Source organism: Clostridium pabulibutyricum, from assembly GCF_058242705.1.
Genome location: NZ_JBZAYZ010000006.1, coordinates 91,446 through 107,025, shown reverse-complemented (window position 1 = coordinate 107,025; position 15,580 = coordinate 91,446). Strand labels below are relative to the sequence as shown.

Genomic DNA, 15,580 nt, shown 5'->3' with positions numbered 1-15,580 from the left:
TTTAAGGCGGTGACAATGTGGAGTTTAGAGAGGAAAAAGATCTTATTGGAAGTAGATATATACAGAATTCGGACTATTTTGGTATAAATACTTTAAGGGCTGCTGAAAATTTTAATTTGGGTGACAGAACTGTAAACATAAGGCTTATAAGGGAAATTGCACTTATAAAAAAGTCGGCAGCTCTGGTAAATTGTGACCTTAGGCAACTTTCAGATAAAAAAGCATCTGCTATAGTGAAAGCAAGCGAAGAGATAATTGAGGGAAAGTTTGACAGTCAGTTTGGTTTAAGTGCATTTCAAGGTGGGGCAGGAACTTCAACGAATATGAATGTAAATGAAGTTATAGCTAACAGAGCCATAGAAATACTCGGAGGCAGAAAAGGAGACTATGATGTTGTACATCCTTTGAATGATGTAAATATGTCACAGTCTACAAACGACGTTTATCCTACGGCACTTAGAATTGCATCCATAAGGTGCATAAGAGATCTGAGCCATGTTCTTTCGAAGCTTCAGGAGGTACTTCAAGCTAAAGAAGATGAATTTTCAGATATAATAAAACTTGGAAGGACGGAGCTTATGGATGCACTTCCAATGATGGCTGGTCAGGGATTTGGAGCCTATTCAAAGGCGATATCAAGAGACAGATGGAGAATTTACAAGGTAGAAGAAAGGTTGAGAGAAATTAATATAGGAGGTACTGCAATAGGAACGGGACTCAATGCTTCAAGAAAATTTATTTATGAGATGACGGATAAGCTTCAAAATTTAACTGGTTTTGGAATTTCAAGGTCGGATTATCCAATGGATATTACGCAGAATTGCGATGTATTTGTGGAAGTATCCGGACTTTTGAAATCTCTTGCAGTAAATCTTTTAAAGATCTCAAATGATCTAAGGCTTCTTGGTTCTGGACCAAGGGGGGGGATAGGCGAGGTCATACTTCCCGAGGTTCAGGCTGGATCAACTATTATGCCTGGAAAAGTCAATCCGGTTATACCTGAAATGGTAGGACAGGTGAGCATGAGAGTAATTGCAAATGATTCTGCAATAACCATTGCAAGTTCCTCCGGTCAGCTTGAACTCAATGCCTTCATGCCTCTTATAGCAGATTCACTTCTGGAATCTCTTGAAATATTAAAAAAGGCAGTTGAAATATTCAATAACAAGTGTATAAAGGATATAAAAATAAATAGTGAAAATTGCAGAAGAAATCTTGAAATGTCAACTGCCCAGACTGCTGCACTTGTACATTACATAGGTTATGACAAAGCAGGCAGGGTCGCAAAGAAAGCTCTCATGGAAAACAAAACAATAAAAGATGTATTATATGAACTTCAAATATTGCCTGAAGATAAAATAGACAATATAATAAATCCGTACCAACTTACAAAACCGGGTATACCTGGGGAATAGCTATTGGAGGTAATAAAATGAGTTTTAATGAAGCACCACGTTCTGTGAGGACGCATATAGCTCTTTTTGGAAGAAGAAATTCTGGAAAATCAAGTATAATAAATGCAATCACTGGCCAAAATATTGCGATAGTATCTGAGGTGAAGGGAACAACAACAGATCCCGTGTACAAGTCAATGGAAATCCTTCCAATAGGTCCGTGCGTAATTATAGATACTGCAGGACTTGATGACGTAGGAATGCTTGGAGGCCTTAGAAAGGAAAAAACCTTGAAGGTACTTGAAAAAACAGATATAGCAATTGTCGTAGTGGATTCTGCTTTGAATATTACACAGTATGATAGGGATTTGATAAAGAATATAAAGACTAGAAATATACCTTTAGTTATTGCTATGAACAAATCGGATGTTTTTAAACTGGATGAAAATGAAATATCCAGTATTGGTGACAATTTTAATGTGCCTTGTGTATGTGTCTCTTCGAGAACCGGTGAAGGAATAGAAGATTTAAAACTTAAAATTGTAAATTCGCTTCCTAAGACAGAAGAAAAATTCAGGATAGTCGGTGATCTTATAAAACCGGGTGATTTTGTGGTTCTTGTAGTTCCGATAGATAAGGCAGCACCCAAGGGGAGACTTATACTTCCTCAGCAGCAGACTATAAGAGATGTTCTTGAGAGTGATTGCACTGTAGTTGTTACAAAAGAATACGAATTGAGATATACGCTTGAAAAACTCGGGGTAAAACCTAAAATAGTTATTACAGATTCACAGGTTTTTTTGAAAGTTTCTGCAGATACTCCAAAGGACATACTTATGACGTCTTTTTCTATACTTTTTGCACGGTACAAGGGAGATCTCGTGGAGCTTGTAAAGGGTGCAAAAGCAATAGACAAACTTCAGGACGGAGACAGGGTGCTAATTGCCGAAGGATGTACTCATCACAGGCAGTCGGATGATATAGGCACAGTCAAAATACCGAGGTGGATAAGAGAAGTTACAGGTAAAAAAATAGATTTTGAGTATTCATCAGGGGTTTCTTTTACAGATGATATAAAAAAGTACTCTCTTGTTGTACATTGTGGAGGATGTATGCTGAACAGTAAAGCAATGCTTAACAGAATAAATTATGCAGAGAGTATGAAGGTGCCTATAGTAAACTATGGTATATTGATTGCATATGTTCATGGGATACTTGACAGAGCACTTGAGCCTTTTCCTCTCGCGAACATGATCTGGAAAGAAGAATAAAATATATTAAAAAATGCAGAAAGCTTGATTGTAAAAATCGTTTCTGCATTTTTTATATGAAAAATATGCTCCCTCTGTCTGTAAGTTTTTCATTACTTAGATATATGGGCTTTATATTGTGCTTTTCTAAAAATTCAAGTACATTTTTACCATATGCATAGTTTTCCAAACTTCCAAAAAACACTGCATAGTTCTCAAATGAACCGCAGCACCCGCCTATAAATCCATAATCAAAGCCGTCAAGGAGTATGTCACCGAAGGGTATCTGCATGACATCGATATCTTGTTCTGACAGGGCATTGTATATGGAAGGATCACTTGTTATTACATTATTTTTTCCTATAACGGAGGAAGAACATTTTGTATAACCTTGATTTACATTTATAAGTTTTTTTCTGCCCAAATTTTTTGTTATAGAGGGATCGGTATATTTTAAATTATGTACAAAAATTTTATCAAGGTTTAGTGCATTTAAGGATATGTCACCTGGATACTTTTGTGATAGTGGATTTTTGGCAGGAATTACATTTATATTTATAGAATTCAACTTTTTTAGGAAATCAATATCTGTGTTTTTGTCTACTACGGCTGTTTTTTTGTCTATGAAGAAAACAGATATGTCAGGATGCCCGCATATTTGCCAGCATACATTTTTACATGGTGGGCACAATATTGTTTTGAAACCGAGTTTGTTCAGGTTTTTCTTTTCATTGTCACTTGTTCTAAAATCAATCAATGCGTATTCCATGAAACCCCTCCTCTGGATTAGATGCTTTAAATATTATAAGCTATATATCAAAATTTGAACAGAAATATTGAAAAGGCAAATTGCAATTTTTACAAAGAACGTTGTCGATATTTGACAAACAAATTTTGAATACAGATTTTTTTTAGGCACATACTATGTCAGAAGGGAGTGTAGAAAATGCCGCTGTTAATTTTAGTATACAGAAATGAAAGAGAACATATAACAAATGGAATAAAATCTGTAGTAGAATATTTTAAAAATAAGGGTATCAATATGGGATTATCTGAAAAAATGGAATCGGATACTCACTTCCTCAAGCTGTTTTGCAGTTCAGAATTAAGTGACAGATTGAAAAATATATTTTATATTTTTATATCGAATATATTGTATGATATAGTAGTTGATGAATTTTATGAAAATTACGCAGATAATTTTATAAGAGAATCATATTTTTTCCTGCAGTCAGGTGAAAAAAAGACAATTATAGAAGAGAGTATGCATTATGTAAGGGGCAAGATTGAAATATCAGATCAAGATGCAGTTTATTGCATAAACAAGAAGAATGCCATTATAGAAAAAATAAAATCATGTATAGGGGAGAATGAAAGTATAAACGTTGATGGATTTATACTGTTTAGAATAAAAGATTTACTGGGTGATCTTGAAGCTATACTTGATAGAGTTGTTGAAAAGTACATGGTTGAAAAGGAATATGATGAATTTATAAAACTGCTTAGGTATTTTGTTGACATACAGGAGAGTAAAATAAACTGTCTTGATATAGAAATAAAGAATGATGGTAGTTATATAATAAAAGATGGTGAAGGATACGATATAACAAAGCAATTATTTGGAGAGCTTGTTGAATTTAGAACAGAAAATGATACCAGTTCTGAAGATTTGCTGATAAGTGTTCTTATAACAAATTCACCGGAGAAAATAAGAATACATTGTATAGAAAACTGCAGAAACAATGAAATAATAGATACAATAAAAAAGGTTTTTGAAGACAGGGTGTGTATATGTAAAAGCTGCAGAGTGTGAAAGTTATTTGAAAAATAAACGGGTTTTGTATTGACATATGCAGTTCAGAATAATAAAATAGTTAACATAGAAAAACGATGATAGAGGAAAAGTAGGTAAAATAATTATCTTAAGAGATAAAAACTTATTAGCTGAGAGGTTTTTTAGATAATTTTTATTGAAGACCGCCCCTTGAGTTGAATGTTGAAAGTAAATCAAGCCTATGATTTTTATTATTAGACATTTTCGTATCCTGCGTTAAAGGTATAGAGATGATGGCACATGTGTTATTTGATTGACTTTATATGTGTTGTTAATTTGGGTGGAAACACGGCAAACTCGTCCCATTGTAGGGAGGGGTTTTTTTACGTTGTAATATATTTCAAGGAGGAAAATTATGATAAAAGTATCTTTAAAAGATGGAAAAATAATCGAAGTAGAAAAAGGATCAACTGCAGGTGATATAGCTTCAAAACTGAGTATTTCTCTTGGAAAGAAAGCTGTTGGCGCAAAGGTTGATGGCAGAGTTGTTGAGCTTATGAAACCAATAGATGAAGACTGTAATCTGGAAATATTGACATTTGAAGATGAAGACGGAAAGAAGATATTGTGGCATACTGCATCGCATATACTTTCCCAGGCAGTGAAGAGGCTGTATCCAGATGTGAAACTTGCAATCGGACCAGCAATAGACAATGGCTTTTATTATGATCTTGATGCAGACTTTTCATTTACACCGGAGCTTCTCGAAAAAATTGAAGTTGAAATGAATAAAATAATAAAAGAAAATGAGAAGCTTGAAAGATTTGAACTGCCGAGAGATGAAGCAGTAAAATTAATGGAGGATGCAAAGGAACCGTATAAAGTTGAACTTATAAAAGATCTTCCGGAAGATGAGACTATATCTTTTTACAAACAAGGTGACTTTGTTGACCTTTGTGCAGGACCTCACGTGCCTTCTACAGGAAAAGTCAAGGTTATAAAGCTTCTTTCCATAGCAGGCGCATATTGGAGAGGAAATGAAAAGAACAAAATGCTTCAGAGGATATATGGAATTGCATTTGAAAAGAAAAATGAATTGAAAGATTATCTTCACATGCTTGAAGAAGCTAAAAAAAGAGATCACAGGAAGATAGGCAAGGAACTTGATCTTTTCAGTATACATGAAGAGGGACCGGGATTTCCATTTTTCCATCCAAAGGGAATGGTTATAAGGAATACGCTTCAGCAGTATTGGAGGGAAGTTCATTCAAAAGCAGGATATGATGAAATAATGACACCTATTATATTAAACGAGCAGCTTTGGCATCAGTCCGGACACTGGGATCACTACAAGGAAAATATGTATTTTACAAAAATAGATGATGAAGACTATGCAATAAAACCTATGAATTGTCCTGGTTCCATACTTGTATACAAGAACAAGATACATTCCTACAGGGATCTTCCTATAAGATATGGTGAAATGGGAATTGTCCACAGGCATGAAAAATCGGGAGCACTTCACGGACTTATGAGAGTACGATGTTTTACCCAAGATGATGCTCATATTTTCATGACAAAAGACAATATGAAAGATGAAATACTCAATGTAATAAAGATTATAGACAATTTTTACAAAGTTTTTGGTTTTGATTATTTTGTAGAACTTTCTACAAGACCAGAGGACTCCATGGGAAGTGACGAAGATTGGGAAGCTGCAACAAATGGACTTAGAGAGGCTCTAAAAGCTGCAGGGCTTGAATATAAGGTAAATGAAGGTGATGGAGCATTCTATGGCCCTAAGATAGATTTTCATCTTAGAGACTGCATAGGAAGAACCTGGCAGTGTGGAACAGTGCAGCTGGATTTCCAGATGCCTGAAAGGTTCGATCTTACTTACGTTGGTGCTGATGGAGAAAAGCACAGACCTGTCATGATACACAGAGTCGTATTTGGGTCAATAGAAAGATTCATAGGAATACTTATAGAAAATTATGCAGGTGCCTTTCCAACTTGGCTTTCACCTGTACAGGTAGAGGTTATGAATATAACTGATGCTCAAACTGATTATGTGAAAGATATAGTAGATGTATTAAAGAAAAATAATATAAGAGTGGAATCTGATATAAGGAATGAGAAGATAGGTTATAAAATAAGAGAAGCACAGATGCAGAAGGTACCTTATATGATTATAGTTGGCGACAAGGAAATGAATGAGAGAAATATTTCAGTGAGAAGCAGGAAAAATGGTGACATAGGTACAATGTCGCTTGATGATTTTACAGCAAAAGTTAAGGATGAGGTAAGATCAAAATCAAATGAAAATTAAAAAGTATATTGACATGTGAGTGTGAGTATAGTATACTGAATAAGGTTAAATTTTAAGAAGAAACTAGCCGTTTCTCACCTTACGGCACAGCCAGTAAGGTTATGTGAATTTTACATTAGGGTTGAAATTTCCTATTGGATTTTGAGAGACGGCGTGCGCCGTCTCTTTTTATATATCTAGTATGACCTGGGGGTGAAAATTATTAATAAGGGTTTTCTTGTAAATGAACAGATTAAAGCAAAAGAAGTAAGAACTATTGAAGATGATGGAAAACAAATTGGAGTTATACCTTTCCAGAGGGCACTTGAACTTGCAGAAGAAAAAGAGCTTGATCTGGTAATGATATCACCGCATGCAAAGCCGCCGGTTTGCAAAATAATGAATTACGGGAAATTTATTTACGAACAGGCGAAGAAAGAGAAGGAAGCTAGAAAAAACCAAAAAGTTGTTGTTGTAAAAGAAGTAAGATTCAGTCCTTCAATTGAAGAACATGATATTTCCATAAAGGCAAACAATGCTAGAAAATTTTTGCAATCAGGAGATAAAGTTAAAGTTACAGTTAGATTTAGAGGAAGAGAAGCAGAATACTCATTTACTGGAAGAAAAATATTAAATGATTTTTATTCCAAGCTTCAAGATATCTGTTCGATAGAAAAAAGGGCAAAACTTGAGGGAAGAAATATGACAATGGTATTATCACCTAATAAAGCATAATTAAATCGAGAGGAGGAATTGATATGCCAAAAATGAAAACAAAAAAAAGTGCAGCAAAGAGATTTAAACTTACAGGAACAGGAAAACTTAAAAGAGCAAAGGCTTTTAGAAGCCATAAATTAACAGCTAAGACTTCAAAAGTTAAGAGAAATCTTAGAAAAGCAGGATATGTTTCAAAAACTCAGGAAAAGAATATGAAAAATTTATTACCTTACGTATAGTTTGGAATCTTAGAAGGAGGTTAAAAAATGGCAAGAGTAAAAAGAGCTGTCAATGCTCGTAAAAATCATAAAAAAGTATTAAAACTGGCTAAAGGCTATTATGGCGGAAGAAGCAAATTGTTTAAAACAGCTAATGAGTCAGTTATAAGAGCACTTAGAAATGCATATGTTGGAAGAAGACTTAAAAAGAGAGATTTTAGAAAACTTTGGATAGCAAGAATAAATGCTGCAACAAGATTGAATGGACTTTCATATTCTAAGTTCATAAATGGAATAAAGATTGCAGGTATAGATATGAATAGAAAGATGCTCTCAGAGATAGCAATAAATGATCCGAAGGCATTTACAGAATTGGTTGAAATAGCAAAGAAACAATTAACTGCATAGCATTTTTACATAGAGAGTGTAGATTTTCTGCACTCTTTTATGTATCAATTGTTAAATTTTTAAGAAGCCCGGGTGGAACTTTTGAATATAATAAATAGTAGAAACAACAATCAGGTTAAAGAAGCTAAAAAATTGAAGAATAGAAAGTACAGAGATCAAAATAATCGGTTTTTGATTGAAGGTTTTAGATTTGTGGATGAAGCTCTGATGTCTCAATTTGAAATTTCAGCAATTTTTATAGATGAGGCAGTTTCAGAAAAGTGGCTGAATCATATTGAAAATTGTTCAATACGTGATTCTGTAATGGAAAAAGTATATTGCCTGAAAAAAGATGTGTTTTCTTCTATAAGTAGTACGGAGAATTCACAGGGAGTAGCTGCGGTGGTGGAAAACAAGGAGCTTGAAGTGAAAGAAACCTCGGGGTTTTATGTGCTTGCAGACAAGATTCAAGATCCGGGTAATATGGGTACTATAATAAGGAGTGCTCATGCATCAGGTGCGCTTGGGATAATTACAACCAGAGGAACTGTAGATGTATACAATGAAAAAACATTGAGAGCCACCATGGGTTCTGTTTTCCATGTTCCTGTTATACATGACTTCAAGCTTGAATATACAGAAGAACTAAGAAAAAGAGGATTTGAGCTTATTACAAGTACTCTTGATTCGGATAAAAGTTTTTATGACTGCAATCTTTCAAACAATTTGATAATAGCAGTTGGGAATGAAGGAAATGGACTGAGCAGTGATGTTAGGGCGATTTCCGATGTGAATGTACAAATACCAATGCCAGGTGGAGCCGAATCACTGAATGTTTCCATAGCCGCCAGCATAATGATGTTTGAAGTTGTGAGGCAAAGATTAAAATAGAATTTCGATTGACATTGAGGCGGAATAATTGTAATATTGTCAATATGCAGTATAAAAATAGAATACTTTGCCTTGAAGGAAAGAGTAGGTTCAAAACTGTTTGCAGAAAGAGAAATTTTAAGCTGGGAGTTTCTTAACTTGTTTTGTATTGAAGTTCATTCCCGAGCTCTGGCTGTGAATTTAAAGTAGCGGTCAGCGGATAAATTCGTTAGATTTTTACAAGAGGATATTTTATGATATCAATTTGGGTGGTAACGCGGATATAGAGTTCGTCCCTTTGAGGGAGGTGCTCTTTTTATTTTACAAAATTCTATATGTTTTTGAAAGGAGATGTTGTAATGTTGAAGGAAAAACTTGAGCAGATAAAAGAAAATGCTATTCTTGAGCTCAAAAAAAGTTTAAAAGATTCTGATGTTAATGATATAAGAATTAAGTATCTTGGAAAAAAAGGGGAACTTACTCAAATACTAAGGGGGATGAAGTCTCTTTCAAAAGAAGAAAGGCCTGTTGTTGGAAAGCTTGCAAATCAGGTTAGAAAAAGCCTTGAGGATAAAATAGAGGAAGTTTCAAATAGGATAAAAGCCAGCACTAGGGGAAGCAGACTTGAAGATGAGAAGATAGATATAACAATGCCCGGAAAGAAGCAGGTTATAGGTAGAAGGCATCCACTTGAACAAACTCTTGAGGAGATGAAGAAAATATTTATATCCATGGGATTCAGTATAGAGGAAGGCCCCGAGGTTGAATTGGATTATTATAATTTTGAAGCACTAAATATACCTAAAAACCATCCTGCAAGAGGAGAGCAGGATACCTTCTATATAAATGACAACATGGTGTTGAGAACACAGACATCGCCGATACAGATAAGAACCATGGAAAAGCAAAAGCCTCCTATAAAGATGATATCTCCTGGAAAGGTGTATCGTTCAGATGCAGTGGATGCTACGCATTCTCCTATATTTTATCAGATGGAGGGACTTGTGGTTGACAAGGGAATAACTTTTGCAAATCTTAAGGGTACCCTGGAGATGTTTGCAAAAAAAATGTTTGGAGATGACATAAATACCAAATTCAGACCACACCATTTTCCGTTTACGGAACCTTCTGCCGAGATGGATGCTACATGTTTTGTATGTGGAGGAAAAGGTTGCAGAGTATGTAAGGGAGAAGGATGGATAGAGCTTTTGGGATGTGGAATGGTTCATCCACAGGTACTTAGAAATTGTGGAATAGACCCTGAAGTGTATAGTGGTTTTGCATTTGGAATGGGTGTTGATAGAATGGTAATGCTCAAATATGGAATAGATGATATACGAAACATGTATGAAAGTGATATGAGATTTTTAAATCAGTTTTAGTTCATATTCTATGATTTTTGTTAGGGAGGGAATAATTTATGAAAGTTCCAGTTAGATGGTTGAAAGATTATGTTGATATAGATATCTCGGCAAATGAGCTGAGAGATAAATTAACATTGAGCGGTTCAAAAGTTGAAGAAGTTGTAACTACAGGAGATGAAATAACAAAAGTAGTCACAGGCAGGATTGTGAAGATAGATAAGCATCCGGATGCAGACAGACTTTCAGTATGCCAGGTTGACATAGGTATGGAGGAACCTATCCAGATAATAACAGCGGCGGATAATATGAAGGAACAGGATATAGTTCCAGTTGCACTTCATGGTGCAACTATACATGGAGGTACGAAGATAAAAAAAGGAAAACTGAGGGGACTTGTGTCAAATGGGATGTTCTGCTCAGAAGAAGAACTTGGAGTAGCAGGAGATAAGCCGGTTTATGGACTTATGATACTTCCTTATGATACGCCCGTAGGCAGGGACATAAAGTCAGTTGTTGATATGGAAAAAAGTATAATAGATTTTGAAATAACATCAAACAGGCCTGATTGTTTGAGTGTTGTTGGTATAGCAAGAGAAACTGCAGCTACACTAAATGAAAAGTACAGGAAACCACAGCTTGATTACAGTGAGTCGTCAGGTAACAATATAAAAGATCAAATACAAGTTGAAGTGAAAGATAAGCTTTGTAGAAGATACATGGCAAGGATGATTAAAAACGTTAAGATACAACAGTCACCTTCATGGATGCAGAAACGTCTTCTTGAAGCAGGAGTCAGGCCTATAAATAATATTGTTGATATAACCAATTTTGTAATGCTTGAAGTTGGAGAACCAATGCACGCCTATGATACAAGGCAGATAGGTTCTGGAAAAATAGTTGTTGCAAGAGCTGAAGATGGAGAGAAATTTACTACTTTGGACAATGAAGAGAGAACCTTAGATGGTGATGTACTTACTATAAGAGATGGAGAAAGATCCATAGGAATTGCCGGAATTATGGGAGGACTGAACTCGGAGATACAGAATGATACAAAGGATGTAATATTTGAATGTGCAAATTTTGATGGAACAAATATAAGAATTTCAACACACAAACTTGCACTTAGAACAGAGGCTTCATCCAGATTTGAAAAGGATCTTGACCCGAATCTGGCTGAAGTTGCTATGAATAGAGCCTGCCACCTTGTAGAGGAACTTTGTGCAGGAGAAATTTCAAAAGGCGTTATTGATATATATGATAAAAAGGTTGAAGCACATCATGTAAAAGTAGATTATAAGTGGATAAACAAGTTCCTCGGAATTGACATATCTATTGAAAGCATGGCTGAATATCTTGAAAGGCTTGAACTTAAAACAGATATCCAGGAAGATACTCTTGATATCCACGTACCTACTTTTCGAAGTGATATAAACATAAGAGAAGATGTTGCCGAAGAAATAGCAAGGATATATGGATATGATAAAATACCGTCCACTATGATAGAAAGTGTAAGCATGAGAGGTGGAAAAAACAAAAAGCAGGAGATGGATGACAAAGTCATAGATACACTTATTGCAAGTGGACTTAATCAGTCTATAAGCTATTCATTTTTCAGCAGAAAAGTTTTTGACAAGATATGTATACCAGAAGACAGCAGCCTCAGAGATGTTGTTGTTATAAAGAATCCTTTAGGTGAAGATTACAGCATAATGAGAACAACTACGATTCCGTCAATGATGGAATCATTGAGTAGAAATTATTCAAGAAGCAATGATTATGTAAGATTATTTGAGATTGGAAAGATATATATTCCAGGTGATGACTCAAGCAAACTTCCAGATGAAAAGAATATATTGACTGTAGGAATGTATGGAACCGCTGACTACTTTACTTTAAAAGGTGTAGTTGAAAATCTTCTTGATGCATTTGGAATAGAGAAGTTTTCATTTAAGAGGGAAACTCAAAATCCGACTTTTCATCCAGGACGAACTGCTGACTTGTACATAAGAAAACAGAAGGTTGGTGTAGTTGGCGAGATTCATCCAGATGTAATGGACAATTATGGAGTAGGAGAAAGATGCTATATTGCCGAGATAAACCTCGATTTAATATATAAATATTCAAGTGGAGATAAAAAATACAGGCCGCTTCCAAAATTTCCTGCAGTTTCAAGGGATATATCTATGGTTGTCGATAAAGACGTACCTGTTCAGGATATTGAAAACATAATAAAAAATAATAGTGGTAAAATTCTTGACAGTATAAAGCTTTTCGATGTATATACTGGAAAGCAGATAGATGAAGGTAAAAAATCCATAGCTTATGCTATAAATTACAGACTTGACAGCAGAACCTTAACAGATGAGGAAGTTAATAAAGTTCATGATAAGATACTTAAGGCGCTTGAAAACAAATTTGATGCAAAATTGAGATAAAAACAATATAAAGATTACTGTAAATATATAATTATTTAAACAGTAATCTTTATATGTATTTTAAATTAAAAAAAGTAAAAAATTAACTTAAATTCTAATTAGCAGTTTAATATATGCTGGATTTGTGATAAAATAATGTTATGATTATTGAAATTGGCTGTATCTGAGAGGGTGTTCAAATGAATGTAGTGACAGTTGTCATAAATGGTATAGAGTATAATTTAAAAGGAGAAGAACAAGAAGAATATTTACATAGAATTGCTAGTTATGTTGACAAGAAAGTAAAAAATGTGCTGGAAATAAACAACAAGTTAAGCACTTCTTCAGCGGCAATATTGTCTGCTGTTAATGTAGCTGATGACATGTTTAAAATAAAAGAACAAAATAAGAAACTTGAAAAGGAATCTCATGAATTTAAAAAGATTCAGGACATGTATGAAGAAAAAGTAAATTCATTGAAAAACCAGCTGACGCATATGGAAGAATACAATAAACAGTTGCAGCAACAGCTAAAAGACTATGATAATGGAGAATATTCGAAAGACAAGGTTGAAGAAAGGGACAAGCAAATAGCCGAGTTGAAGAAAAAAATTCAGGAAACAGACAAGTCAAAACAAAGATATGTTGATGAAAATACTGCAGTAAAATCTCAGAATAAAGAGTATCAGTTTAAAGTGCATTCCCTTAAATATAAATTGATGGATCTTGAAAATAAACTGGAAGAAAATCAGATAAATCTTGCAAAAGAGAGAAAAAAGAAAAATCCTCTTCTGAGTGACAAATCAGTGTAAAATCCGAACTAATGGGAAATGTTAGTTCGGATTTTTTTATTTATATCAAATTTCAAGGCAGGGAATATTATATAAATTGAGAGCAATTGTTTATTATAATTTTTGGAGGAATTTGATGAATAACAATAAGAAGATACTCATTGGGAGTACTGTAAGACAGTCACCTGAAATATTGAAAAATTTTATTGCTTTTTTGAAAGGGTTAGTAAAAAAGGACGTTACCGTAGATTATTTTTTTATAGATGATAATGAAATTAAAGAGTCAAGTGATGTTTTAACTTCATTTTCTCATGATAAAGAAGAAAAAGTTATAATTGAATCCGGAGACAAAGTTGGCAAGTATATAACAACAGGTGACACGCATTGTTGGAAAGACAGTCTTGTTTGGAAAATAGCGGGATATAAAAATAAAATTATAGAATATGCAAAGAACAACTATTATGATCATTTGTTTTTGATAGATTCTGATTTAATTCTTGAACCAAATACTTTAATGAGTCTTGTTGGCAGCAAGAAAGATATAATATCTGAAATTTTTTGGACCAGTTGGGGCAAAAATACAGTTAAATCACCTCAAGTATGGGTAAGTGATGAATATTCTTTTGTAAAAAAGGAGAGGGAAGAAGTTCTTACAGCAGAGGAATATAACAGAAGATATAGGAGCTTTTTACAAAGGCTGAAAAAGCCTGGTATATATGAGGTCGGTGGACTTGGAGCCTGCACTTTGATAAGCAGGAAGGCCATGGAGTCGGGAGTCAACTTTGGAAGAATATACAACCTTTCATTCTGGGGCGAGGACAGGCATTTTTGTATAAGAGCTGCTGCCCTCGGTTTTAAGTTATATGTTGATACAAAGTATCCGGCGCTTCATTTATATAGAAGTGAGGATCTTGTAAAAGTAGAAAGGTTTAAATTAACGGGTATGTGTGGAGCTTATGGAGGCGTGAATGAAGAAAATTTTGCCAGAAAGTTTATAGAAAACTTGTATTCATATGATTATAAAAAAATAGGTGAATTTCAAGTGGAAAAATATATGAATGAAAGTTATAGAAAAAGATTTGATGCAGAAAAAGAGAATATAATAAAATATATAATTAAAAACAAATGTTTATGTAATGTGAAAATATTTAATATTGATGTTTGTGGTGATGAAATAAAAACTAAATTTGAGTTAAATTACAGTGATGCAGGAAAAAAATTGACCAGGATTTTTTATTGCATTATGCTGTTTGATACGGAATCAGTTTTAGTAAGGAGTATAAAAGTTTTAAATGAAGACAAGAAACAATTATTTGGATCTACTATATTAGATCTTTTAAATGAAAGGATAAGAGTGGACAAACAAGATAGAAATAAGATAACACTTGCAATGCTTGTCAGAAATGAGAGCGGAAAATTTTTGAAAGAAGTTCTTCAACATGCATCAGGATATGTGGATAATGCTGTGATTTTGGATGATGCAAGTGAGGACAATTCTATTGATATATGTATTGAGGCACTTAAAGATATCCCTATCAAGATAGTGCATAATGAGAAACATGGATTCGACAATGAAATTAATCTTAGAAAGCAGTTGTGGGATATAACCATTGATACCAAACCAGACTGGATATTGTTTCTTGATGCAGATGAAATCTTTGAAGACAGAATATGTGGCGTCATAAGAGATCTTGTAGATCAACCTAGTTTTGATTATTATTCTTTCAGATTATACGATATGTGGGATGAAAATCATTACCGGGAAGATGTCTATTGGAGTGCTCATAAATATTATAGACCACTTCTGATTAGATATCAGCCCGATTTTGAATATACGTGGAATGAGCTACCACTTCATTGCGGAAGAATGCCAAAGAATATATTCGAGTTAAGTGGGTGCGTATGTTATGTAAAATTAAAACATCTTGGATGGTCTACGCCGGAACTTAGAAAACTTAAGTATGAAAGATATATGAAAGCAGATCCGGAAGGAAAATATGGATTGATGGGACAATATGAATCAATTTTGGATAAAAATCCAACGCTTATAAAAATGGAATGAGAAGAACAGCAGGTATTTGCATACTTGCTGT

General features: G+C 34.2%; 13 protein-coding genes and 1 other annotated feature. Of the genes, 12 read left to right on the top strand and 1 reads right to left on the bottom strand.

Going from position 1 to position 15,580, the window contains the following annotated elements; translation table 11 throughout:
• Positions 1-17: 17 nt before the first annotated feature.
• Positions 18-1,415, top strand: coding sequence for an aspartate ammonia-lyase (locus AC4CVH_RS08520; RefSeq protein WP_490787331.1), 1,398 nt, complete (start codon positions 18-20; stop codon positions 1,413-1,415).
• Positions 1,416-1,432: 17 nt separating this feature from the next.
• On the top strand, positions 1,433-2,665 hold the full coding sequence (gene hydF / locus AC4CVH_RS08515) for a [FeFe] hydrogenase H-cluster maturation GTPase HydF (RefSeq protein WP_490787330.1): 1,233 nt from the start codon (positions 1,433-1,435) through the stop codon (positions 2,663-2,665).
• Positions 2,666-2,717: 52 nt separating this feature from the next.
• On the opposite strand, the gene AC4CVH_RS08510 is transcribed toward hydF, so the two are convergent.
• Entirely contained in the window at positions 2,718-3,413 is a 696-nt protein-coding gene (locus tag AC4CVH_RS08510; protein WP_490787329.1) for a DUF6873 family GME fold protein, read from the bottom strand.
• A gap of 177 nt (positions 3,414-3,590) precedes the next feature.
• Between AC4CVH_RS08510 and ytxC the strand changes: the two genes are divergently transcribed.
• The 10 genes from ytxC to AC4CVH_RS08460 all read left to right on the top strand — a co-directional run bounded on the left by ytxC (position 3,591) and on the right by AC4CVH_RS08460 (position 15,549).
• Positions 3,591-4,457 (top strand): putative sporulation protein YtxC, encoded by an 867-nt coding sequence (gene ytxC, locus AC4CVH_RS08505; RefSeq protein WP_490787328.1) that lies wholly within the window; start codon positions 3,591-3,593, stop codon positions 4,455-4,457.
• A 376-nt stretch (positions 4,458-4,833) separates the two neighbouring features.
• On the top strand, positions 4,834-6,747 hold the full coding sequence (gene thrS / locus AC4CVH_RS08500) for a threonine--tRNA ligase (RefSeq protein WP_490787327.1): 1,914 nt from the start codon (positions 4,834-4,836) through the stop codon (positions 6,745-6,747).
• A gap of 192 nt (positions 6,748-6,939) precedes the next feature.
• Positions 6,940-7,461, top strand: a complete 522-nt coding sequence (gene infC / locus AC4CVH_RS08495) for a translation initiation factor IF-3 (RefSeq protein ID WP_490787326.1) — start codon at positions 6,940-6,942, stop codon at positions 7,459-7,461.
• Between the two features lie 23 nt (positions 7,462-7,484).
• Positions 7,485-7,682, top strand: coding sequence for a 50S ribosomal protein L35 (gene rpmI, locus AC4CVH_RS08490; protein ID WP_490787325.1), 198 nt, complete (start codon positions 7,485-7,487; stop codon positions 7,680-7,682).
• A 27-nt stretch (positions 7,683-7,709) separates the two neighbouring features.
• A complete protein-coding gene (gene rplT / locus AC4CVH_RS08485) occupies positions 7,710-8,069 on the top strand; it encodes a 50S ribosomal protein L20 (protein WP_490787324.1) in 360 nt (119 codons plus the stop codon).
• Positions 8,070-8,150: 81 nt separating this feature from the next.
• On the top strand, positions 8,151-8,939 hold the full coding sequence (locus AC4CVH_RS08480) for a TrmH family RNA methyltransferase (protein WP_490787323.1): 789 nt from the start codon (positions 8,151-8,153) through the stop codon (positions 8,937-8,939).
• Between the two features lie 63 nt (positions 8,940-9,002).
• Positions 9,003-9,219, top strand: a binding site (T-box leader).
• Between the two features lie 61 nt (positions 9,220-9,280).
• The gene (gene pheS / locus AC4CVH_RS08475) at positions 9,281-10,300 is read left to right on the top strand and encodes a phenylalanine--tRNA ligase subunit alpha (RefSeq protein WP_490787387.1); all 1,020 of its coding nucleotides are present in this window, start codon (positions 9,281-9,283) and stop codon (positions 10,298-10,300) included.
• A 38-nt stretch (positions 10,301-10,338) separates the two neighbouring features.
• Positions 10,339-12,717: a phenylalanine--tRNA ligase subunit beta gene (gene pheT / locus AC4CVH_RS08470; protein ID WP_490787322.1), complete on the top strand. Its 2,379-nt coding sequence runs from the start codon at positions 10,339-10,341 to the stop codon at positions 12,715-12,717.
• Between the two features lie 179 nt (positions 12,718-12,896).
• Complete coding sequence (locus tag AC4CVH_RS08465) at positions 12,897-13,508, top strand: cell division protein ZapA (protein WP_490787321.1); 612 nt, start codon at positions 12,897-12,899, stop codon at positions 13,506-13,508.
• Between the two features lie 115 nt (positions 13,509-13,623).
• Entirely contained in the window at positions 13,624-15,549 is a 1,926-nt protein-coding gene (locus AC4CVH_RS08460) for a glycosyltransferase (protein WP_490787320.1), read from the top strand.
• The last annotated feature ends 31 nt before the right edge of the window (positions 15,550-15,580 follow it).

Bases quoted from the DNA above. Each gene is read 5' to 3' on its own strand.
- hydF (WP_490787330.1), top strand. From the start codon at position 1,433: ATGAGTTTTAATGAAGCACCACGTTCTGTGAGGACGCATATAGCTCTT.
- AC4CVH_RS08510 (WP_490787329.1), bottom strand. From the start codon at position 3,413: ATGGAATACGCATTGATTGATTTTAGAACAAGTGACAATGAAAAGAAA.
- ytxC (WP_490787328.1), top strand. From the start codon at position 3,591: ATGCCGCTGTTAATTTTAGTATACAGAAATGAAAGAGAACATATAACA.
- thrS (WP_490787327.1), top strand. From the start codon at position 4,834: ATGATAAAAGTATCTTTAAAAGATGGAAAAATAATCGAAGTAGAAAAA.
- rpmI (WP_490787325.1), top strand. From the start codon at position 7,485: ATGCCAAAAATGAAAACAAAAAAAAGTGCAGCAAAGAGATTTAAACTT.
- rplT (WP_490787324.1), top strand. From the start codon at position 7,710: ATGGCAAGAGTAAAAAGAGCTGTCAATGCTCGTAAAAATCATAAAAAA.
- pheT (WP_490787322.1), top strand. From the start codon at position 10,339: ATGAAAGTTCCAGTTAGATGGTTGAAAGATTATGTTGATATAGATATC.
- AC4CVH_RS08465 (WP_490787321.1), top strand. From the start codon at position 12,897: ATGAATGTAGTGACAGTTGTCATAAATGGTATAGAGTATAATTTAAAA.
- AC4CVH_RS08460 (WP_490787320.1), top strand. From the start codon at position 13,624: ATGAATAACAATAAGAAGATACTCATTGGGAGTACTGTAAGACAGTCA.